At 60.3% G+C, this 22,143-nt stretch carries 16 protein-coding genes; 15 read left to right on the top strand and 1 reads right to left on the bottom strand.

The genetic code is table 11. The features are described from left to right. The first annotated feature begins 81 nt into the window (after positions 1–81). From OXR61_RS14545 to sseB, 3 genes are read left to right on the top strand one after another with little or no spacing between them, the layout of a single operon-like run. Positions 82–1,251 (top strand): IscS subfamily cysteine desulfurase, encoded by a 1,170-nt coding sequence (locus OXR61_RS14545; protein ID WP_021506549.1) that lies wholly within the window; start codon positions 82–84, stop codon positions 1,249–1,251. Positions 1,252–1,308: 57 nt separating this feature from the next. After that, a complete protein-coding gene (gene pepB / locus OXR61_RS14540) occupies positions 1,309–2,595 on the top strand; it encodes an aminopeptidase PepB (protein ID WP_267412343.1) in 1,287 nt (428 codons plus the stop codon). Positions 2,596–2,647: 52 nt separating this feature from the next. Then, positions 2,648–3,415: an enhanced serine sensitivity protein SseB gene (gene sseB, locus OXR61_RS14535; protein ID WP_021506551.1), complete on the top strand. Its 768-nt coding sequence runs from the start codon at positions 2,648–2,650 to the stop codon at positions 3,413–3,415. A 163-nt stretch (positions 3,416–3,578) separates the two neighbouring features. Here sseB and sseA read toward each other — a convergent pair whose 3' ends face one another. Beyond that, on the bottom strand, positions 3,579–4,418 hold the full coding sequence (gene sseA / locus OXR61_RS14530) for a 3-mercaptopyruvate sulfurtransferase (protein ID WP_021506552.1): 840 nt from the start codon (positions 4,416–4,418) through the stop codon (positions 3,579–3,581). A 146-nt stretch (positions 4,419–4,564) separates the two neighbouring features. Between sseA and OXR61_RS14525 the strand changes: the two genes are divergently transcribed. The 12 genes from OXR61_RS14525 (at position 4,565) to OXR61_RS14470 (ending at position 21,927) form a co-directional block, all read left to right on the top strand. Then, positions 4,565–9,445, top strand: a complete 4,881-nt coding sequence (locus OXR61_RS14525; RefSeq protein ID WP_021506553.1) for an alpha-2-macroglobulin — start codon at positions 4,565–4,567, stop codon at positions 9,443–9,445. Positions 9,446–9,451: 6 nt separating this feature from the next. Continuing rightward, on the top strand, positions 9,452–11,770 hold the full coding sequence (gene pbpC / locus OXR61_RS14520; RefSeq protein WP_021506554.1) for a peptidoglycan glycosyltransferase PbpC: 2,319 nt from the start codon (positions 9,452–9,454) through the stop codon (positions 11,768–11,770). Between the two features lie 169 nt (positions 11,771–11,939). Further along, positions 11,940–12,371 carry a nucleoside-diphosphate kinase gene (ndk, locus tag OXR61_RS14515; RefSeq protein ID WP_021506555.1) on the top strand — a complete coding sequence of 144 codons (432 nt, stop codon included), beginning with the start codon at positions 11,940–11,942 and terminating at the stop codon, positions 12,369–12,371. A 187-nt stretch (positions 12,372–12,558) separates the two neighbouring features. Then, on the top strand, positions 12,559–13,728 hold the full coding sequence (locus OXR61_RS14510; protein ID WP_021506556.1) for a bifunctional tRNA (adenosine(37)-C2)-methyltransferase TrmG/ribosomal RNA large subunit methyltransferase RlmN: 1,170 nt from the start codon (positions 12,559–12,561) through the stop codon (positions 13,726–13,728). A gap of 75 nt (positions 13,729–13,803) precedes the next feature. Then, a complete protein-coding gene (gene pilW, locus OXR61_RS14505; RefSeq protein ID WP_021506557.1) occupies positions 13,804–14,538 on the top strand; it encodes a type IV pilus biogenesis/stability protein PilW in 735 nt (244 codons plus the stop codon). Next, positions 14,528–15,550 carry a cytoskeleton protein RodZ gene (gene rodZ / locus OXR61_RS14500; protein ID WP_031279394.1) on the top strand — a complete coding sequence of 341 codons (1,023 nt, stop codon included), beginning with the start codon at positions 14,528–14,530 and terminating at the stop codon, positions 15,548–15,550. The genes pilW and rodZ overlap by 11 nt, the downstream gene beginning before the upstream one ends. A gap of 38 nt (positions 15,551–15,588) precedes the next feature. Continuing rightward, entirely contained in the window at positions 15,589–16,710 is a 1,122-nt protein-coding gene (gene ispG, locus OXR61_RS14495) for a flavodoxin-dependent (E)-4-hydroxy-3-methylbut-2-enyl-diphosphate synthase (protein ID WP_021506559.1), read from the top strand. 105 nt (positions 16,711–16,815) lie between these two features. Beyond that, the gene (hisS, locus tag OXR61_RS14490; RefSeq protein WP_031279395.1) at positions 16,816–18,090 is read left to right on the top strand and encodes a histidine--tRNA ligase; all 1,275 of its coding nucleotides are present in this window, start codon (positions 16,816–16,818) and stop codon (positions 18,088–18,090) included. A gap of 39 nt (positions 18,091–18,129) precedes the next feature. Beyond that, positions 18,130–18,747 (top strand): YfgM family protein, encoded by a 618-nt coding sequence (locus OXR61_RS14485; protein WP_021506561.1) that lies wholly within the window; start codon positions 18,130–18,132, stop codon positions 18,745–18,747. A 19-nt stretch (positions 18,748–18,766) separates the two neighbouring features. Further along, positions 18,767–19,948 carry an outer membrane protein assembly factor BamB gene (gene bamB, locus OXR61_RS14480; protein ID WP_021506562.1) on the top strand — a complete coding sequence of 394 codons (1,182 nt, stop codon included), beginning with the start codon at positions 18,767–18,769 and terminating at the stop codon, positions 19,946–19,948. Positions 19,949–20,124: 176 nt separating this feature from the next. Next, positions 20,125–21,615, top strand: a complete 1,491-nt coding sequence (der, locus tag OXR61_RS14475) for a ribosome biogenesis GTPase Der (protein WP_021506563.1) — start codon at positions 20,125–20,127, stop codon at positions 21,613–21,615. An 84-nt stretch (positions 21,616–21,699) separates the two neighbouring features. After that, positions 21,700–21,927, top strand: a complete 228-nt coding sequence (locus OXR61_RS14470; protein WP_021506564.1) for a zinc ribbon domain-containing protein — start codon at positions 21,700–21,702, stop codon at positions 21,925–21,927. The last annotated feature ends 216 nt before the right edge of the window (positions 21,928–22,143 follow it).

Here is a 22,143-nt window from a genome sequence, read left to right as displayed (position 1 = left end):
CGTTCAGCCTCTGCTGTTAACCCAGGAGAGGCTGAATCGTGCTATAAAGACGTATGATTTTTTATACGGAGTTTTAGCGCAATGAAATTACCGATCTACCTGGATTACGCAGCGACAACGCCTGCGGATCCGCGTGTCGCCAGCAAAATGATGCAGTTCCTCACTTTGGATGGCACCTTCGGTAACCCCGCTTCCCGTTCCCACCGTTTTGGCTGGCAGGCTGAAGAGGCCGTTGATGTGGCGCGCAACCAGGTTGCCGAACTGATCAACGCCGATCCACGCGAAATCGTGTTTACCTCCGGTGCCACCGAAGCCGATAACCTGGCGCTCAAAGGCGCGGCGCAGCAGCATCAGGCGCGCGGTAAACACATCATCACCAGCCAGACCGAACACAAAGCGGTGCTCGACAGCTGTGCTCAGCTGGCGCGCGAAGGCTTTGACGTCACCTTTCTGCAGCCCGGTGCGGACGGCATCGTCACGCCTGCGATGCTGGAAGCGGCACTGCGCGACGACACCGTGCTGGTGTCGCTGATGCACGTCAATAATGAAACCGGCGTGATTCAGGACATCGCCGCGCTGGGCGCGCTGTGTCACACGCGCGACATCCTGTTCCACGTGGACGCCACGCAAAGCGTGGGCAAACTGCCGCTCGACGTCAGCGCGCTGCCGGTGGATTTGATGTCGTTCTCAGCGCACAAACTGTACGGGCCGAAAGGCATCGGCGCGCTGTGGGTGCGGCGTAAACCAAAACTGCAGATCGACGCGCAGATGCACGGCGGCGGTCACGAGCGCGGCATGCGTTCGGGGACCTTACCGGTGCACCAGATTGTCGGCATGGGCGAGGCCTATCGCATCGCGCGCGAAGAGATGGCGGACGAGAGTGCGCGTCTGGCTACGCTGCGCCATCGTCTGTGGCAGGGCATCAGCACGCTAAGCGACGTACAGCTCAACGGTTCACTCGAACAGGGCGCGCCGAATATCCTCAATATCAGTTTTGCCCACGTCGATGGCGAATCGCTGATCATGGCGCTGAAAGATCTGGCGCTGTCGTCGGGATCCGCCTGTACTTCTGCCAGCCTTGAACCTTCCTACGTTCTGCGCGCCATGGGCGTGGATCAGCAGCTGGCTTACAGCTCGCTGCGCTTTTCGCTGGGTCGCTTTACCACGCAGGAAGAGATCGATTATGCCATCGGGGTGGTACATAAGGCGGTAACGCGCTTACGGGCGCTGACGCCGGCCACTTCCCGCTAAATTTTCGCCCTGCGCCGGTCAGTGCGCAGGGATAACAAACGCAAACGGAGCCACGCGATGACAACACAACCCATGACGATTACGCTCAGCTCCCAGGCCGCCGACGCGCGCTGGGGCGAGAAAGCCTTGCTGAGCAGCAATGAAAGTGGCATGACCGTTCACCTGACCGGTGCCGATGCGCTGATGAGCATTCAACGTGCCGGACGCAAGCTGGACGGTCAGGGCATCCGCCACGTCGCGCTGAGCGGCGAAGGCTGGGATCTGGAGAAATGCTGGGCGTTCTGGCAGGGTTTCCGCAGCCCGAAAGGCCAGCGTCAGGTCGAATGGCCGACGCTGAGTGAGGCCGATCAGGCCGAATTCGATCGTCGCCTGAAGATCGTTGACTGGGTGCGCGACAACATCAACCTGCCTGCGGAAGATCTGAGCCCGGAGCAGCTGGCGCACAGCGCCATCGATCTGATCAGCGAAGTAGGCGGTGACGCGGTGAGCTATCGCATCATCAAAGGTGAGGATCTGCGTGAGCAGGGCTATGCCGGAATTCATACCGTAGGCCGCGGCTCGACGCGTCCGCCAGTGCTGCTGACGCTGGACTTTAACCCTGGCGGCGACGACAGCACACCGGTGTACGCCTGCCTGGTGGGCAAAGGCATCACCTTTGATACCGGCGGCTACAGCCTGAAGCAGAGCGCATTTATGGATTCGATGAAATCCGATATGGGCGGCGCGGCAACGGTAACCGGTGCGCTGGCGCTGGCGATTGCGCGCGGCCTGGATAAACGCGTGAAGCTGTTCCTGTGCTGCGCCGATAACATGGTAAGCGGCAACGCGTTCCGCCTCGGCGACATCATCCGCTATCGCAACGGGAAATCGGTGGAAGTGATGAACACCGACGCCGAAGGGCGTCTGGTGCTAGCCGATGGACTGATCGACGCCAGCGAACAGCGTCCGCAGCTGCTGATTGATGCGGCCACGCTGACCGGTGCCGCGAAAACCGCGCTGGGCAACGATTACCATGCGCTGTTTACCTTTGACGACGTGCTGGCGGAGTCGCTGCTGGGCAGCGCCACCAGCGAGAACGAAGCCTTCTGGCGTCTGCCGCTGGCCGAGTTCCACCGCAACCATCTGCCGTCCAATTTTGCCGACCTGAATAACATCGCCAGCGCAGCCCACGCGGCGGGCGCCAGCAGCGCGGCGGCGTTCCTCTCATGGTTCGTCAGCAACTATCAGCAGGGCTGGCTGCACATTGACTGCTCCGCGACCTATCGCAAAAGCGCGGTCGATCAGTGGTCCGCCGGTGCGACAGGCCTTGGCGTGCGTACCATTGCCAATCTGTTACTGAAATAATCCCGACAACGGCAGGCTGCAACCTGCCGTCTTTTTTGGAAGCCTATCCCTTATGAGTAACCGTCTTGAAGAGGTGCTGAAGCTGGCGGCCACCGAGCCTGCGCACCGTCCGGAATTTTTTCAGCTGTTGCTGGAGGCCGATGTCTGGGTGCCGGGCGAAAGTCCCGCAGAGCAGTTTGATGCCACCTCGCCGGTAGAATTACAGCACTGGGAGAAAGAGGGCGGCGGCAGCGTGATCCCTTTCTTTACCTCAGAAGCAGCGATGAGCGAAGCCATTCAGGGTGAGCAGTCGTATCTGCGTTTACCGACGCGCACGCTGTTTGAAATGACGCTGGGCGAAACGCTGTTCCTCAATCCAAAACTGCCGGCCGGCAAAGAGTTTTCACCCGGCGAGATCGCGCATCTGCTGGGCGAAGAGGGCAGTGCGCTGAGCCAGCAAACGGTGCTGGAGGGCGGTCATGCATTGCTGCTGTCCGAAGTGGCCGAGCCGCCGGCGCAGATGATCGATTCGCTGACCCAGCTGTTTGCGAAATACAAACAGGTGCGTCGCGCCTACGTTGCCAGCATTCGTGAGCGTGCCGATGAACAGGCGAATCTGTTGATTGGGATTGAAGCCGACAGCGATATTGATGCGATTATTCAGGCGGCCGGCAGCGTGGCGACCGATACGCTGCCCGATGACGCGCCAATTGATATCTGTGAAGTGGTCAGTAATGAGCAGGGTGTCAGCCATTTCTTCACCGCGCACATTACGCCGTTTTATGAGCGCCGCTGGGGCAGTTTCCTGCGCGATTTCAAAGGCAGCCAGCGGATTATCTAGTGCCGGTGCGCATCAGTGCGCCGGTAAATCGCACCGATTTCAACCAGGTGCGCATAAATGCGTCATCAACATTGTACCGATTTCACCCAGGTGCGCATAAATGCGCACCCTACGTGTAGGGTCGCCGTTTACGGCGACCGGTTATACGCACCACATCCGACACTTATTTCTCAATCGGTAAATCGTCGCGGCTGCCCCATTCTCCCCACGAACCGTCGTACAGCGTCACATCACGCACGCCAAGCGCGGTCAGCGCCAGAATCACCACCACCGCCGTCACACCGGAGCCGCAGCTGGCGACAATCGGCTGATCCAGCTTAATGCCTGCCTTTGCAAACAGATCGCGCAGCTCGGCGGCCGGTTTCAGCTCACCGTTGGCCACCAGATCGTTCCACGGCATATTCAGACTGTGCGGGATATGGCCGCGCAGCAGGCCGGGGCGCGGCTCATCCACTTCGGCATTGAAACGGTTGGCCGCGCGCGCATCGACAATCTGAGCGCCGCCCTCGTGGCTGATCAGCAGGACATCGGTCAGGCGCTTTACCTGGCTGCTGTCGTACTGCGCGTCGAACTCGCCTTCAGGCAGATTTACCGGACCGGTAGCCAGGCTGAAGCCAGCGGCTTTCCAGCCCTGCAGGCCGCCCGCCAGAATCGACACCTGTTCACAGCCAAAGGCACGCAGCATCCACCAGGCGCGCGGCGCGGAGAACAGATTGCCTTCGTCGTACACCACCAGATGTTTATCCTGGCTGATGCCCAGCTCGCGCATCGCCACGGCAAAGGTCTCTGCGCGCGGCATCATATGCGGATACGGGCTGGTGTGATCGGACAGCGCTTCGATGTTGAAAAAAGGCGCATCCGGCAGATGCCCGGCCAGATACTCCGCCGTGATATCGCGCACCGCTTCCTGACCTGGCGGCAGCATGCGGGCATCCAGCACCTGCAAACGCTCTTCGTGGTAATGTTCATTCAACCAATCAGCGGACACAAACATGGCTGTCATAGCAACCTCTTCTCCATCAGCGGCAAAGGCCCAGTGTCCGGGAATGTGAAGGCTATCTCAAGGGTAACATTGCTAAAGTTGGCGGCTTGATGTGAAATTGCGCAGCACAACACGTTTAACCTTTTGGGGCTGGTGAGGGAATTACCATGGCAAGATGTGTAAAACGACTGCTGTTCAGCGTGCTGATCGGCGGCGCATTACTGGGCGGCGTGCAGCCGTCGCTGCAGGCGGCTGATACGCCTGCGCCGCAGGCCGCGACACGCGATCTCGCGGTGATCGACCTTTCCGAGCTGCAGCTGGACGGCGCGGCGGCGCTGGTACTGACCTTCAACCGCGCGCTCGACGGTCAGCAGGATTTCAACCATTGGATCAGCCTCACCGACGACAGCAGCGGCAAGGTCGACGGAGGCTGGGAGCTGGCGCAGAACGGCAAAGTGCTGCGCTTCCGCCATCCGCAGCCGGCGCGCAAGCTCACCGTCACCGTCAATGCCGGCCTGAAGGCCGCGGATGGCAGTGCCTTAGCCAGCCCATTCAGCCAGACACTCACCACGCGCGACATCCAGCCGATGGTCGGTTTCGCCAGTCGTGGCTCGCTGCTGCCGCTGCGCCTGGCGCAGGGACTGCCGGTGCTGGCGCTCAACGTTAACCAGATCGATGTTGATTTCTTCCGGGTGAAAAATGCCTCACTGGCAGATTTTCTCGCCCAGTGGAATTACGGCAACAATTTGTCGTACTGGGAATCGCGCGATCTGCTGAAAAACGCCGATCTGGTTTACAGCGGCCGCTTCGATCTCAACCCGGCACGCAATACGCGGGAAAAAATGCAGCTGCCGCTCGGCGACGTCGCGGCGCTGAAACAGCCGGGTGTCTATCTGGCGGTGATGAAACAGGCCGGCACCTACAACTACACGCAACCGGCGACACTGTTCACGTTAAGTGACATTGGTTTGTCGCTGCATCGCTTCCCGGGCCAGCTCGAACTCTTTAGCCAAAGTCTTGCCAGCGGTGCGCCGTTAGAAGATGTCACCATTCAGCTACTGGATGAGAAAGGCCAACAGCTGGCGACTGGCAGCAGCGACAGCGAGGGTCATTTGCGTTTAGCGGCTAACGCCAAAGGCAAGCTGCTGCTGGCGACCAGTAAAGGCCAGACTTCGCTCATCGACCTTAATCGCCCGGCGCTGGATCTGGCCGAATTCCCGATTGATGGCCCGCAAGGCTACGACAAACAGTTCTTCATTTTTGGCCCGCGCGATCTCTATCGCCCCGGCGAAACGGTCATCGTTAATGCGCTGCTGCGCGATGCCGATGGCAAACCACTGCCGCCGCAGCCGGTGAAAGCTGAAGTGGTGCAGCCGAATGGTGAAGTGGCACAAACCTTCGTCTGGCAAGCAGAGAACGGCGTTTATCAACAACGTTTTGCCTTACCGGCCTCGGCGATGACCGGTAAATGGACGCTGCGTATTAACAGCGGCGACAACCAGCCGCGCAGCTGGCCGTTCAATGTAGAAGATTTCCTGCCCGAACGGATGGCGCTGTCGCTTAAAAGCAACACTCAGCCACTGTCGCCAGATGCCGACGTCACCTTTGATATCGAAGGTCGCTATTTGTATGGTGCGCCAGCGGCAGGCAACGAACTACAGGGCCAGCTGTTCCTGCGTCCGGCGCGTGAAGCGGTCGCTGCGTTGCCAGGTTACCAATTTGGCGACATCACTGAGGAACTGAAACGTAGCCTTGATGATGTGGATGAAAAGCTGGACGACAGCGGCAGGCTGCAGCTTAAGGTCGAAAGCAGCTGGGCGGAAAGCCACTCTCCGCTCAACCTGATTTTGCAGGCCAGCCTGCTGGAGACTGGCGGTCGTCCGGTAACGCGGCGCACCACCCAGGCGATCTGGCCTGCGGCCGCGCTGCCGGGCATTCGTCCGTTGTTTAACAGCGAATCGGTGTACGACTATCGCACCGATCGTTATAACGACGAGCCAACCGTGCCGGAAAACAGCCTCGCCGAATTTGACGTGGTGTACGCCAATGCGCAGGGCGAAAAGCTGGCGGCGCAGGATCTTGATGTGCGTTTGATCCACGAACGTCGCGACTACTTCTGGAGCTTCTCCGACAGTGAAGGCTGGCAGTCACGTTACGATGAAAAAGATCTGCAGGAAGAGCAGCAGCGCATTAGCATTGCGGCGGGCGGCAGCCAGAAAGTCAGCTTCCCGGTAGAGTGGGGCACCTATCGTCTTGAAGTGCATGCCGGTGACAACATCGTCAGCAGCGTGCGTTTCCAGGCAGGTTACTGGTGGCAGGACAACACCAACGGCACCGGCGCGCTGCGTCCGGATCAGGTCAAACTGAAAATCGACAAAGCCGCCTATCAACCCGGTGACACCGCGCGTGTCACGGTGGAATCCCCGGCGGCCGGCAAAGGCTATTTGCTGGTGGAGTCGAGCAGCGGCACCTTGTGGTGGCAACCGCTGGATGTGCCGGCGGGCGGTGCAACCATTAATGTGCCAGTCAGTGCGGAGTGGAAACGCCACGATCTGTATCTTAGCGCGATTGTGGTGCGCGACGGCGACAAAGCGAACGGCACTACGCCAAAACGCGCGGTCGGCTTGTTGCATCTGCCAATGGCAACCGCCGCGCGCCGCCTGACGCTGGCGCTTGAGGCACCGGACAGGATTCGGCCGGAACAAACCGTGCAAGTCAAGGTTAAAGCCCGCCGCGAGGGCGGTGCGCTGCCGCAGCAGGTGCAGGTATTGTTGTCGGCGGTGGACAGCGGCGTGCTGAGCATTACCGACTATGCCACCCCCGATCCGTGGAACGGCTTCTTTGGCCGCAAGCGCTACAACGCCGATCAGTATGATGTGTTCGGGCAGTTGATTGAGGGCGGCGGCAAACTGGCGGCGCTGCGTTTTGGCGGTGACGGGGATGATGCCGATGCACTGTCGCGCGGCGGTAAAAAGCCGGTCACCGAGGCGCAGATTGTGGCGCAGCAGCTGCAGCCGGTGACGCTGGATGCCAGCGGCGAGGGCACGCTGGAACTGCCGATACCGGCCTTCAACGGCGAGCTGCGGCTGATGGCGCAGGTGTGGAGCGAAGACAGTTTCGGCGCGGCGGATCGTAAAATGGTGGTCGCCGCACCGCTGGTAAGCGAACTGGCGACGCCGCGCTTTCTTGCCAGCGGCGATCAATCAACACTGGCGCTGGATTTGACCAACCTCACCGATCAACCTCAAACGTTGAACGTCGCGGTCAACGCAAGTGGCTTGATTGCACTCAACGGCCAAATCCCGGCCAGGGTGCAGCTGGCGAAGGGGGCGCGAACCACGCTGGCGATTCCGGTTAAAGCGCAGGACGGTTTTGGTGAGGGCGACGTGCAGGTGACCGTTTCGGGGCTGAGCCTGCCGAACGAGACGCTGGCACCGAGCGTGCGCCGCTGGAAGATTGGCGTGCGTCCGGCTTATCCGGCGCAAACCCTGAGTTTCGATAACGTAATGAACAGCGGGCAGCGCTGGCAGGTGATGGCAAGCGCTTTCAACGGCCTGCAGGCTGGCACGCTGAGCGGCCAGCTGTCGCTGAGTTCTCAGCCGCCGCTGAATATCGCCAGCTACATCAGCCAGCTATACGCTTATCCCTATGGCTGTCTGGAGCAGACCGCCAGCGGTATCTGGCCTTCACTCTTCACTAATCACGCCCAGCTCAGCGCGATGGGCATCAAAACCAGCAGCGATGAGGCGCGCCGCGCGGCAATTGACACCGGCATTGCGCGCCTGGCCGGCATGCAGCGCGGTAACGGCAGCTTTGGCCTGTGGAGCAAAGAGAGCAGCGAGGAGTTCTGGCTCACCGCTTACGTCACTGACTTCCTGCTGCGCGCCAGCGAAGCAGGCTACAGCGTGCCGGAGGGCGTGATTAATCGCGCCGACCAGCGCCTGCTGCGTTATTTGCAGGATCCGGCGCAAATCGAAACCAGCTGGAGTAGCAATGCCGATGCGCTGCGTTTTAGCGTGCAGGCCTATGCGGGGCTGGTACTGGCGCGTCAGCAGCAGGCGCCGCTCGGCGCGCTGCGAGCGCTGTATGACCAACGCGCCCAGGCGAAGTCCGGACTGGCGCTGGTGCAGCTTGGCGTGGCATTGCAGCAGATGGGCGATACGCAGCGCGCGCAGCTGGCGCTGATGCAGGGCATCGCGCTGCAACGCCAGCCTGACATGTGGCTGGGCGATTACGGCAGCCCGCTGCGTGACCGCGCGCTGACGCTGGCGCTGCTGAGGGAAAATCAGCTGCTGCCGGCGCAGCAGGGGCCATTGCTGATTGAACTGGCGCAAACGCTGCACGGGCAGCGCTGGTTCTCCACTCAGGAGAACAATGCGCTGTTCCTCGCCGCGCGGACGCTGCAGCAGCATCCGGGTGAAGCCTGGCAGGCCACGCTGCAGGACCAGCCGCTGCGCAGCGATCGGCCGCTGAGTCTCGGGCTGAGCGCGCAGCAGTTGCAGCAGGGCCTGACGGTGACCAGCGACACACCGTCGCCGCTGTACGGCACGCTCAATGTGGTCGGCTATCCGCGCACCGCGCCGTCACCGGTCAGCAACGTGCTCAGCATCAGTCGCGAATATTTCACGCTGGACGGCAAACCGGCCGATCTCAATAACCTGAAGAGCGGCGAGCTGCTGGTGGTGCGGCTGAAGGTGGGCGCCAGCCAGCGCGTCAGCGATGCGCTGGTGGTGGATCTGCTGCCGGCCGGGCTGGAGCTGGAAAATCAAAACCTGAGCGACAGCAGCGCCAGCCTGGGCGACAGTGCCGATGCGCTGAAAGAGAGCATGATGGACATGCAGCAGGCCAACATCAAACATCTTGAGTTCCGCGACGACCGCTTTGTCGCCGCGCTGGCGCTGGATGGCTACACGCCCGGCACGCTGCTGTATCTGGCGCGCGCGGTGACGCCGGGCAGTTACCGTCTGCCGCCACCGCAGGTGGAGTCGATGTATGTGCCCGCGTGGCGCGCCATCGGCACCACGCCGGAAAAACTTCATGTGCGTTAAGCGCCCGTGACGCAGCGCCACCGACGCCTGTGCGGGCTGGCGCTGCTGCTACTGCTGCTGGTGGGCGCACTATGGCTGCTGGACCGGCTCGATCCGCTGCCGCTACGCCAGTTACAGCCGGCGCGGGTGGTGGTAGCGGAAGATGGCACGCCGCTGTGGCGCTTTGCCGATCGACAGGGCGTGTGGCGCTATCCGGTGACGCTGGACGAGGTGTCACCGGCCTATATCGAGGCGCTGCTGACCTACGAAGACCGCTGGTTCTGGCACCATCCCGGCATTAACCCGCTGGCGATAGTGCGCGCCGTCGGGCAAAACCTGCTGCAGCACGGCATTGTCTCCGGCGGCAGCACGCTGACCATGCAGGTGGCGCGGCTGATTGATCCGCAGCCGCGTACCCTGAGTGGCAAAGTGGTGCAGGCGTGGCGCGCGCTGCAGCTGGAGTGGCATCTGTCGAAGCGCGAGATCCTCACGCTGTATCTCAACCGCGCCCCGTTTGGCGGCACGGTTGAGGGCGTCGGTGCCGCCAGCTGGATGTGGCTGGGCAAACCGGCGTCGCAGCTTACCCGCGGCGAGGCGGCGCTGCTGGCGGTGCTGCCGCAGGCACCCAGCCGTTTGCGCCCGGACCGCTGGCCGCAGCGCGCTGAGGCTGCCCGCAATAAAGTGCTGGATCGCCTGGCGCAGTATCAGGTGTGGCCGGCGCAGACCGTCGCCGAAATCAAACAGGAGCCGGTATGGCTGCCGCCGCGTCAGCTGCCGCAGCTGGCACCGCTGCTGGCGCGCCGGCTGCTGTCGCTGTCGCCCGACAGCAAAATTACCTCCACGCTGGATGTGTCGCTGCAGCGCGAACTGGAGAACCTCGCTGCGTCGCTGCAAACCCGGCTGCCGCCGCGCACCTCGCTGGCACTGCTGGTTGTCGACCACAGCAGCATGAAGGTGCGCGGCTACGTCGGCTCGGTGTCTTTCAATGACGACAGCCGCTTTGGCCACGTGGATATGATTGCCAGCGTGCGTTCGCCGGGATCGCTGCTCAAGCCGTTTGTCTACGGCATGGCGCTGGATGATGGCCTGATTCATGGCGAATCGCTGCTGCAGGATGTGCCACGCCGCTTTGGCGACTATCGTCCCGGCAATTTCGACAGCGGCTTTCACGGCCCGGTCAGCGCCAGCGAAGCGCTGCAGCGTTCGCTCAACCTGCCGGCGGTACAGCTGCTGGAGGCGCTTGGACCGAAAAACGTCGCCGCGCGGCTGCGCAACGTCGGCCTGAATCTGCGTTTTCCGGCGGGCGGTGAACCGAATCTGTCGCTGGTGCTGGGCGGCACCGGCGCGCGGCTGGACGACATTGTCGCCGCCTACAGCGCCTTTGCCCGCCACGGTAATGCTGCGCAGCTGCGCTGGCTGCCGCAGCAGCCGCTGCTGCAGCGCCCGTTACTGTCGCCCGGCGCGGCGTGGATTGTGCGCCGCATTCTCGCCGGTGAGGCGCAGCCTGCCGCCAGCGGGGCGGTCGCCGATATCGTGCCGCTGGCGTGGAAAACCGGCACCAGCTACGGCTATCGCGATGCCTGGAGCGTCGGTATCACGCCGCGCTATCTGATTGGCGTCTGGGTGGGCAGGCCGGATGCCACACCGGTTGCCGGCCAGTTCGGTTACGCGTCGGCGGTGCCGGTGATGCAGCAGGTTAATCACCTGCTGGCGGGACACCTGCCGGCGCGCGGCGTGCCCGGCGATCCGCGCCCGGCAACGGTCAGCGCCGTCAGTATCTGCTGGCCCGGCGGCCAGCCGTTGCCCGCCGGCGACGAGAACTGCCGGCAGCGGCGTTACAGCTGGGTGCTGAATCAGACCGTGCCGCCAACGTTGCTGGCGCCGGGTCAGGAGGGCGTCAATGGCTTACGCCAGCGCTTCTGGCAAAACAGCAAAGGGCTGCGCGTGGCGGCGGATTGTCCGGATGCGCAAAGCCGGGAACGCGTGATGTGGCCGCTGCCGCTTGAGCCGTGGCTGCCGCCGGGCGAACGGCGGGCGCAGCGCCTGCCGCCAGTGGATGCGACCTGCCCGCCGCTCAATCAGGGGGACAGCGCGCCGCTGCTGGTGACCGGCGTGATCAATGGCCAGCGCGTGCAGCCGCTGCCCGGTAAGGCCGTCTTGCTGCTGCCGGTGGCGGTGCAGGGCGGGCAGGGTACGCAGCGCTGGTGGTTTTTAAACGGGCAGCCGGTGGAGCTGGCGGCGGGAAAAAACAGCGCCTCGCTGGTGCTGCGCGAGCCCGGTCGTTATCAGCTGGTGGTGATGGATGAGGCCGGGCAGCTGGCTTCGGTGTCCTTCACGCGTGGCTAAACGCAGCGCTATGGCATATTTTTTGCGTGTTTGCCCCGACAGAAATCAATTATTTTCAATAATTCCTCTCTTCACTCATAGGCAAGGCGCGCCGATCTCCCTATAATCGGCGCGTTTTCTTACCGGGAGCGGGTTCCCGGTTTCTTCAGGATGCTAATCAGAGGTAATCATGGCAATCGAACGCACTTTCTCCATCATCAAACCAAACGCCGTCGCTAAGAACGTGATTGGTGCTATCTACAACCGTTTCGAAAGCGCTGGCTTCAAAATCGTTGGTGCGAAAATGCTGCACCTGACCAAAGAGCAGGCTGAAGGCTTCTACGCGGAGCACAAAGGCCGTCCGTTCTTTGATGGTCTGGTTGAGTTCATGACTTCTGGCCCGGTTGTGGTATCTGTTCTGGAAGGCGAAAACGCTATCCAGCGTCACCGCGATCTGATGGGTGCAACTAACCCGGACAACGCGCTGGCCGGTACGCTGCGTGCTGACTACGCAGACAGCTTCACCGAAAACGCCACCCACGGTTCTGACTCTGCAGAATCTGCGGCACGCGAAATCGCTTACTTCTTCGCAGAAAACGAAGTCTGCCCACGTACCCGCTAAGTGCGCGGTAGCGGATGCGGACAAGCGTCTTTACACCTTGTAACCGGTGGCTAAGACGTTCCCCTGGCATCACGCAGCAGATGTAGTACAATTATGCGCCCTTGTTGAGCCTGGCTCAGCGAGGGCGCTGTTTTTTTCCTATTCTTAACCAGAGCCGTAACGTGTAACAACGAGGCCAGAGAACATTATGTCCGAACAGATTGTGACGCCGTCGTCCGCTTCCCCCGTGGTTGTTTCCCCGAAAAACGAAAAAATTAACCTGCTGGATCTTAACCGTCAGCAGATGCGCGAATTCTTTGTTGAGATGGGCGAAAAACCGTTCCGTGCCGATCAGGTCATGAAGTGGATGTACCACTACTGCTGCGATGATTTCGAGCAGATGACAGACATCAATAAAGTGCTGCGTGGCAAGCTGATGCAGCGCGCTGAAATTCGTGCGCCGGAAGTGGCGGAAGAGATGCGCTCCAGCGATGGCACCATCAAGTGGGCGATTCGCGTCGGCGATCAGCTGGTGGAAACCGTGTATATCCCGGAAGCCGACCGCGCCACGCTGTGCGTCTCCTCGCAGGTAGGTTGTGCGCTGGAGTGTAAATTCTGTTCGACCGCGCAGCAGGGCTTTAACCGTAACCTGCGCGTGTCTGAAATCATTGGTCAGGTATGGCGCGCGGCAAAAATTATCGGTGCCGCTAAAGTGACCGGCCAGCGTCCGATCACCAACGTGGTCATGATGGGCATGGGCGAGCCGCTGCTGAACCTTACCAACGTGGTGCCGGCGATGGAGATCATGCTGGATGACTTCGGTTTCGGCCTCTCCAAACGTCGCGTGACGCTGTCGACCTCGGGCGTAGTGCCGGCGCTGGACAAGCTCGGCGATATGATCGACGTGGCACTGGCGATTTCGCTGCATGCACCGAATGACACCATCCGCGATGACATCGTGCCAATCAACAAAAAGTACAACATCGAAGCCTTCCTGGCGGCGGTGAAGCGCTACATTGGCAAATCCAACGCCAATCAGGGCCGCGTGACGATTGAGTACGTGATGCTGGATCACGTCAACGACAGCACCGAACACGCGCATGAGCTGGCGGCGCTGCTGAAAGAGACGCCGTGCAAGATCAACCTGATTCCGTGGAACCCCTTCCCGGGCGCGCCGTATGGCCGCAGCTCAAACAGCCGCATCGACCGTTTCTCCAAAGTGCTGATGGAGTACGGTTTCACCACCATCGTGCGTAAAACGCGCGGCGACGACATTGATGCCGCCTGTGGTCAGCTGGCCGGCGATGTTATCGACCGCACCAAGCGTACGCTGCGTAAAAAAATGGCCGGTGAAGCCATCTCTGTGAAGGCGCTCTGAAAGATCGCGCCCGCTGCTACGCATCGGGCGTCAGGCATGGCAGTCTCTGCGCTGAACTGACAGGGAGAGACTGAGATGCATAAAGGAATATCCGCCGCGCTGCTGGCCGGCTTTGTTGTAACCGGGTGTGTCGAAGCACCGGCGCGGCACGGCGCGGCTGATATCCGGCTGCAGCTGGGATTGCACTATCTGGCGGTGAAGGATTATGCCGCGGCGCAGCGCAATTTGCTGCGCGCGCAGCAGGCCGCGCCGCGCGATTACCGGGTGCCGCTGGCGCTTGCGCGCGTCGCGCAGGCACAGCAGAATAACGCCCGGACGCGCCATTACTACCAGCGCGCGCAGCAGTTAGCGCCGCTGAATGGTTATGTGGCTAACAATTACGGTGCGTTTCTCTGCGGTTTGAGGCAGTATGACGAAGCGCATCAACAGTTTAAGCTGGCAACTGAAGCGCAGCACAGCGACGCCGCTCAGGATGCCCTGCTGTTTTCGGGCTATTGTTACCTGCAGGCGGGAGAGGATCGCGCCGCGCGCCAGCAGTTCGATCTCGCGCTGGATGCCGCACCGGAGCAGGGCAGTATGCTGCTGACGGAAGTGGAACGACGGCTTGAACAGCAGCAGTGGGCTTCAGTGCCGCTGCTTTTAGAAGTTTACCATCAGCATTTGCCGGCAACGGCAGAGAGTCTGGGGTTACAGATACGTTTCGCCGCGCAACAGGGAAACGCTGCTGACGTTACACGTTATGGCGACCGGTTGGCGCGAAGTTTTCCACAATCGATACAGTACCAGCGTTATTTAGCTAATGAATACTGAAGCCACTCAAGAGAATTCTGCAGTACATTCCACAGGTGAACGCCTGCGTCTGGCCCGTGAGCAGATGGGGCTGACCCAGCAAAACGTCGCTGAGCGCCTGTGCCTGAAACTTTCTACCGTGCGTGATATTGAAGAGGATAAATCCCCGGCGGATTTGGCCTCGACCTTCCTGCGCGGCTACATTCGCTCTTATGCGCGTCTGGTGCATGTACCTGAAGATGATCTGCTGCCGATGATGGCAAAGCAGGCTCCGGTGCGTGCGGCGAAAATTGAGCCGATGCAGAGCTTCTCACTGGGTAAGCGTCGTAAAAAGCGTGACGGCTGGTTGATGATCTTCACCTGGCTGGTGATTTTTGTGGTGGTCGGCCTGACCGGCGCCTGGTGGTGGCAGAACCATAAAGCCTCACAGGCGGATCTGGTGTCGATGGCTGACCAGAACGGCAGCAGCAGCGACAACAGCCAGTCGATTCCGCTGGGTGACAACAGCGCGGACAGCACCGCCGACAGCGACACTAACGCGGCCGGTACGCCGATTGACACCGGTGCCGGTGCGGTCAGCACGCCAGACAACGCTGGCAGCACTAATACTGCGCCAGCAGCGACCAGCAGCAACACGGCAACCAGCAGCGACAACGCGGTGGTGTCGCCGAGCCAGGCGCCGATTGATAACGCACCGCCAGCGGCCACCTCACCGGCGCCGGCCAACAGCGTGCCGGCAGGCTCAATGCCAACCGGTACCGCTGCCGTCAGCCAGCCCGCGGGCGATCCTAACGCCGTGGTGATGAACTTCAAAGCTGACTGCTGGCTGGAAGTCACCGATGCGACCGGTAAGAAGCTGTTCAGCGGATTGCAACGTAGCGGCGGTAAACTCAGCCTGTCCGGCACCGCTCCGTATCGTCTGAAAATTGGCGCTCCGGGTGCGGTTGACGTGCAATATCAGAATCAGCCCGTTGATTTAAGTCGTTTTATCCGTAATAACCAGGTTGCCCGTCTGACGCTGGGTGCGCAATAACGCGCAGCGCGCTTTCCGGGTAATTGTGGAGAGAGAATATGCATAACGAAGCACCCATTATCCGTCGCAAATCTACACGTATTTACGTCGGCAAGGTGCCGGTTGGCGATGGCGCGCCTATCGCCGTTCAGTCAATGACCAACACCCGTACCACGGACGTCGAAGCCACGGTGAATCAGATCCGTCAGCTGGAGCGCGTCGGCGTGGATATTGTGCGTGTGTCCGTGCCCACTATGGATGCGGCGGAAGCCTTCAAACTGATTAAGCAGCAGGTCAACGTGCCGCTGGTAGCGGACATTCACTTTGACTACCGCATCGCTCTGAAAGTGGCCGAGTACGGCGTCGATTGCCTGCGCATTAACCCGGGCAACATCGGTAACAACGAGCGTATTCGCCAGGTAGTGGATTGCGCCCGTGACCACAATATTCCGATCCGTATCGGCGTTAACGCCGGTTCGCTGGAAAAAGATCTGCAGGAAAAATACGGTGAGCCAACGCCGCAGGCGCTGCTCGAATCTGCGATGCGTCATGTTGATCACCTCGATCGCCTCAACTTTGACCAGTTCAAAGTGAGCGTCAAAGCCTCCGATGTGTTCCTGGCGGTGGAATCTTACCGTCTGCTGGCAAAAGCCATCGATCAGCCGTTGCACCTTGGCATCACCGAAGCTGGTGGCGCGCGTGCGGGAGCGGTGAAATCAGCGATCGGCCTTGGTCTGCTGCTGGCGGAAGGGATTGGCGATACGCTGCGTATTTCACTGGCCGCCGACCCGGTTGAAGAGGTCAAAGTCGGCTACGACATCCTGAAATCACTGCGCATCCGCTCACGCGGCATCAACTTCATCGCCTGCCCGACCTGTTCGCGCCAGGAATTTGACGTCATTGGCACGGTGAACGCGCTGGAAGAGCGGCTGGAAGACATCATCACGCCGATGGACGTCTCGATCATTGGCTGCGTGGTGAACGGTCCCGGCGAAGCCACGGTCTCGACGCTCGGCGTCACCGGCGGCAACAAGAAAAGCGGTTTCTACGAAGATGGCGTGCGCCAGCGCGATCGCCTCGACAACAATGACATGATCGATCAGCTGGAAGCGCGCATCCGTGCAAAAGCCACCATGCTGGACGAGAGCCGCCGCATCAACGTGCAGCAGCTGGAAAAATAAAGGACGGTGTGCGCCCGGCGCACGCCAGTTGTGATTGAACCTGTGCGGTTTCATCCTCATAAGGTATGATGCCGGACAGGTTTTTTTGTATTAAGAGATTCTAACGTGGCGAAGAATATTCAAGCGATTCGCGGGATGAACGATTACCTGCCGGCAGATACCGCCATCTGGCAGCGTATTGAGGGCACCCTGAAGCAGGTGCTGGCCAGCTACGGCTACAGTGAAATCCGTCTGCCAATCGTCGAGCAAACCCCCCTGTTCAGCCGCGCGATCGGTGAAGTCACCGACGTGGTTGAAAAAGAAATGTACACCTTTGAAGACCGCAACGGCGAAAGCCTGACGCTGCGTCCGGAAGGCACCGCAGGCTGCGTGCGCGCCGGTATCGAACATGGTCTGCTGTACAATCAGGAGCAGCGCCTGTGGTACATCGGTCCGATGTTCCGCTACGAGCGTCCGCAGAAGGGGCGCTATCGCCAGTTTCACCAGATGGGTGTGGAAGTGTTTGGCCTGCAGGGGCCGGACGTGGACGCCGAGCTGATCATGCTGACCCATCGCTGGTGGAAAGCGCTGGGTATTGCTGACCACGTTGAGCTGGAGCTGAACTCCATCGGTTCACTGGACGCGCGCGCCAACTACCGCAGCGCGCTGGTGGCCTTCCTCGAACAGCATAAAGAGGTGCTGGACGAAGATTGCAAACGCCGCATGTATACCAATCCGCTGCGCGTGCTGGACAGCAAAAATCCGGATATTCAGACGCTGCTTAACGACGCGCCGACGCTGGGTGAATTCCTCGACGAGGAGTCACGTGAACACTTCAGCGGCCTGTGCGCGCTTCTCGACGATGCCGGCATCAAATACCGCATCAATCAGCGCCTGGTGCGCGGCCTCGATTACTACAACCGCACCGTGTTCGAATGGGTGACCAGCAGCCTCGGCTCGCAGGGCACCGTGTGCGGCGGCGGTCGCTATGATGGTCTGGTGGAGCAACTGGGCGGCCGCGCGACGCCGGCGGTCGGTTTTGCCATGGGGCTCGAGCGTCTGGTGCTGCTGGTGCAGGCGGTGAATCCGGAATTTGAACCGACGCGCATTGTTGATGTCTATGTTATCGCTTCGGGGCAGGGCGTGCAGTCCGCCGCGATGCAACTGGCGGAAAAACTGCGTGATGCCGACCCGGCGCTGAAGCTGATGACCAACTTCGGCGGCGGTAACTTCAAAAAGCAGTTTGCCCGTGCAGACAAGTGGGGCGCACGCATTGCGCTGGTGCTGGGCGAAGACGAAGTGAAAGCGGGCCAGGTGGTGATTAAAGACCTGCGCACCGGCGATCAGCAGACGCTGGCGCAGAGCGACGCCGCCGCGACGCTGCACACGCTGCTGCAGTAAGCGCAGCACTGCAACAGGCATTTTAAGGAGAGGGATTGCGTGGAAGTTTACAGCAACGAAAACGAACAGGTTGATGCGCTGCGTCGCTTCTTTGCCAATAATGGCAAAGCGCTGGCGGTCGGGGTCATCGTCGGTATTGCTGCACTGGGTGGCTGGCGTTTCTGGAGCAGCCATCAGGAAGGAGCGGACAAAGCCGCGTCGGCGCAGTATCAGCAGCTGACCAGCGCCATGCAGGCAGACAAGCCGCAGACGCTGGAAGCGGTCGCCAGCTTCGCCAGCGAGAACAACAACACCTACGGTGCGCTGGCCGCGCTGGATCTGGCTAAACAGTACGTTGCCGCCAATCAGTTAGACAAAGCCATCACGCTGTTACAGAGCGGGCTGAAAGACACCAAAGATGCCAATCTGCAGGCGGTGATCAACCTGCGTCTGGCACGCATTCAACTGCAGCAAAATCAGGCCGATGCCGCCCTTACTACCCTGAACAATGTGAAGGGTGATGGCTGGACAGCCATTGTGGCGGACATTCGTGGCGAAGCACTGCTGAGCAAAGGCGATAAGCAGGGCGCCCGTGATGCCTGGAGCAAAGGTGCGGAATCGCAGGCTTCTCCTGCGCTGAAGCAGATGCTGCAGATGAAGATGAATAACTTAAGTTAAGCCAGTCAAGAGAGCGCACATGGAATTACGTAAATACCTGCTGCCAGGGCTGATGTCAGTCACTCTGCTCAGCGGTTGCTCGCTGTTCAGCGGCGAAGAAGATGTAGTGAAAATGGCCCCGCTGCCGAAGGTTGAAAACCAGTTCACGCCGGAAACCGCGTGGAGCACCTCGGTCGGTGACGGCGTGGGTGATTTCTACTCCAATCTGCATCCCGCCTGGCAGGACGGCACCGTGTATGCCGCCGACCGCTTCGGTATCGTGAAAGCGCTCGACGCCAGCAACGGCAAAGAGAAGTGGAAAGTGAACCTCTCTGAGAAGACCGGCTTCTTCTCGAAAAACATTTCGGCACTGCTGTCTGGCGGTATCACGGCCAATGGCGATCGCCTCTACATCGGTAGCGAGCGGGGACAGGTATTTGCCCTGAACAGCAGCGACGGCAACATTGCCTGGCAGACCAAAGTGGCTGGCGAAGCGCTGTCGCGTCCGGTGGTCAGCGATGGTCTGGTACTGATTCACACCAGCAACGGTATGCTGCAGGGGCTCGATCAGAGCAGCGGCGCGGTGAAATGGAGCGTGAATCTGGATATGCCAGCGCTGTCGCTGCGCGGTGAATCGGCGCCGGCAGTAGCGTTCGGCGGCGCGATTGTTGGCGGCGATAATGGTCGCGTTAGCGCGGTGATCATGAACCAGGGCCAGCTGATCTGGCAGCAGCGTATCTCCCAGCCAAGCGGTGCGACCGAGATCGATCGTCTTAACGATGTCGACACCACGCCGGTGATCGTCAATGGCGTGGTTTATGCGCTGGCCTACAACGGTAACCTGACGGCGCTGGATCTGCGTTCCGGTCAGATTCTGTGGAAGCGTGAAATCGGCGGCGTCAAAGATCTGATCGTCGATGCCGGTCGCATCTATCTGGTGGATCAGGATGACCGCGTGATTGCGCTCAACGCCGATGGCGGCGTGGCGATCTGGCGTCAGAGCGATCTGCTGCACCGTAACCTGACGTCGCCGGTGCTGTTCAACGGTTACCTGGTGGTCGCCGATAGCGAAGGCTATGTGCACTGGATCAACACCCTGGACGGCCGCTTCGTGGCGCAGCAGAAACTGGACAGCGATGGCTTCCAGACCGAGCCGGTCGTGGCCGGTGACAAGCTGCTGATCCAGGCGAAAGGCGGTGAGGTCTACGCCATCACCCGTTAAGGCGATGGCCCGACGGGCAGCGTTTCGCACGCATTGATACGGCTCCTGATTCGTCAGGGGCCGTTCTGTTTTTAGTCAGGCATGATATTCTTGGCGCCTGCGGCCTGAACCTGACGGCAAATGCCGTTATAATCACGCCATTCGGGCGATTTATTTTTAAAACTGAGGCAAGTGTTATGGTACCTGTGGTCGCGCTGGTTGGGCGTCCCAATGTGGGGAAATCCACGCTGTTTAACCGCTTAACGCGCACACGTGATGCGTTAGTGGCCGATTTCCCTGGACTGACTCGCGATCGCAAATATGGTCGCGCCGAAGTGGAAGGGCGCGAATTTATTGTTATCGATACCGGCGGTATTGATGGCACCGAGGAAGGCGTGGAAAACCGCATGGCGGAGCAGTCGCTGCTGGCGATTGAAGAGGCCGATGTGGTGCTGTTTTTAGTCGATGCGCGCGCTGGCGTCATGCCGGCGGATCAGCAGATCGCCAATCATCTGCGTTCGCGCGATAAAGCGACATTCCTCGTTGCCAACAAAACTGACGGTCTCGATCCGGATGCTGCGGTGCTGGACTTCTACGCGCTCGGCCTGGGTGAGATTCACCCGATTGCCGCGTCGCACGGTCGTGGCGTCACCAGCCTGCTGGAAACCGCGCTGCTGCCGTGGATGGATGACATCGCGCCGCGGGAAGTCAGCGAAGAGGACGAAAACGAAGCCTACTGGGCCGCGTTAGCCGCCGAAGAGAACGGTGAAGCGCTGGAGGAAGAAGAGGAAGAAGCCTTCGATCCGACCGGTCTGCCGATCAAACTGGCGATTGTCGGGCGTCCGAACGTAGGTAAGTCAACGCTCACCAACCGTATCCTCGGTGAAGACCGTGTGGTTGTGTACGACATGCCGGGCACCACGCGCGACAGCATCTACATTCCGATGGAGCGTGATGACCGCGAGTACATTCTGATTGATACCGCGGGCGTGCGTAAGCGCGGCAAAATCACTGATACGGTGGAAAAATTCTCCGTCATCAAAACGCTGCAGGCGATTGAAGATGCCAACGTGGTGATGCTGGTGATTGACGCGCGCGCGGGCATTTCCGATCAGGACCTGTCGCTGCTCGGCTTTATCCTGAATAGTGGGCGCTCACTGGTGATTGTGGTCAACAAGTGGGATGGCCTGTCGCAGGAGATTAAAGATGAAGTGAAAGAGACGCTGGACTTCCGTCTCGGCTTTATCGACTTCGCGCGCGTGCACTTTATCTCGGCACTGCACGGCAGCGGCGTGGGCAACCTGTTCGAATCCGTGACCGAAGCGTACGACTGCTCGACCAAACGCGTAAATACCTCCATGCTGACACGTATCATGAACATGGCTGCTGATGACCATCAGCCGCCGCTGGTGCGTGGCCGCCGCGTGAAACTCAAATATGCGCATGCCGGTGGTTATAACCCGCCGATTGTGGTGATTCACGGTAATCAGGTGAAGGATCTGCCGGATTCCTACAAGCGTTACCTGATGAACTACTTCCGCCGCTCGCTGAACGTGATGGGAACGCCGATTCGCATCCAGTTTAAAGAGGGTGATAACCCGTATGCGGGCAAACGCAACCTGCTGACGCCAACCCAGCAGCGTAAGCGTAAGCGTCTGATATCGCATCTGAAGAAAAACAAACGCTAAACATGATGAGGGCCCGGATGGGCCCTCTTTTTTTGGCGTAACATCCGGTTTATCACGATCCTCAGCCACGATTCCGGAGTCATCATGCTCACCCCATGCCCTCACTGTCAGCAACCGCTCACTTACAGCGAACAGCGCTTCGACTGCCCGCACTGCCAGCGTCATTTCACCGCGCTGGCCTGCTGTCCCGACTGCCAGCAGCCGCTGCAGGTGCTAAAAGCGTGCGGTGCCATAGATTATTTCTGTACCCACGGTCACGGCCTGATCTCCAGCAGGCGCGTGCATTATCGCCCGGAAGACGTCATCGAATGAGGGTTTGCGATAGCGCGAAGTGGCGCTGGCTGCTCGCTTCGCGCTGCGTTTGTAGCAAAAATGCTATTGCTCAGTAACTACCGCGTTATGGATGTTCACTTTTAATTGTACCGGATGGTACAATCCTGCCCGCCTTGTGGCGAATGCCAGCGGATGTTGATCCTGCGGCCTCGCTCACAAGCGCTGCATAACGGGCGTAGCTCCCGTACCAACAGA

Source organism: Pantoea sp. GM_Pan_4 (assembly GCF_026541005.1).
Classification (GTDB): domain Bacteria; phylum Pseudomonadota; class Gammaproteobacteria; order Enterobacterales; family Enterobacteriaceae; genus Pantoea; species Pantoea dispersa.
The sequence above is the reverse complement of the archived record's forward strand: the minus strand, read 5'-3'. Positions and strand labels throughout refer to the sequence as shown.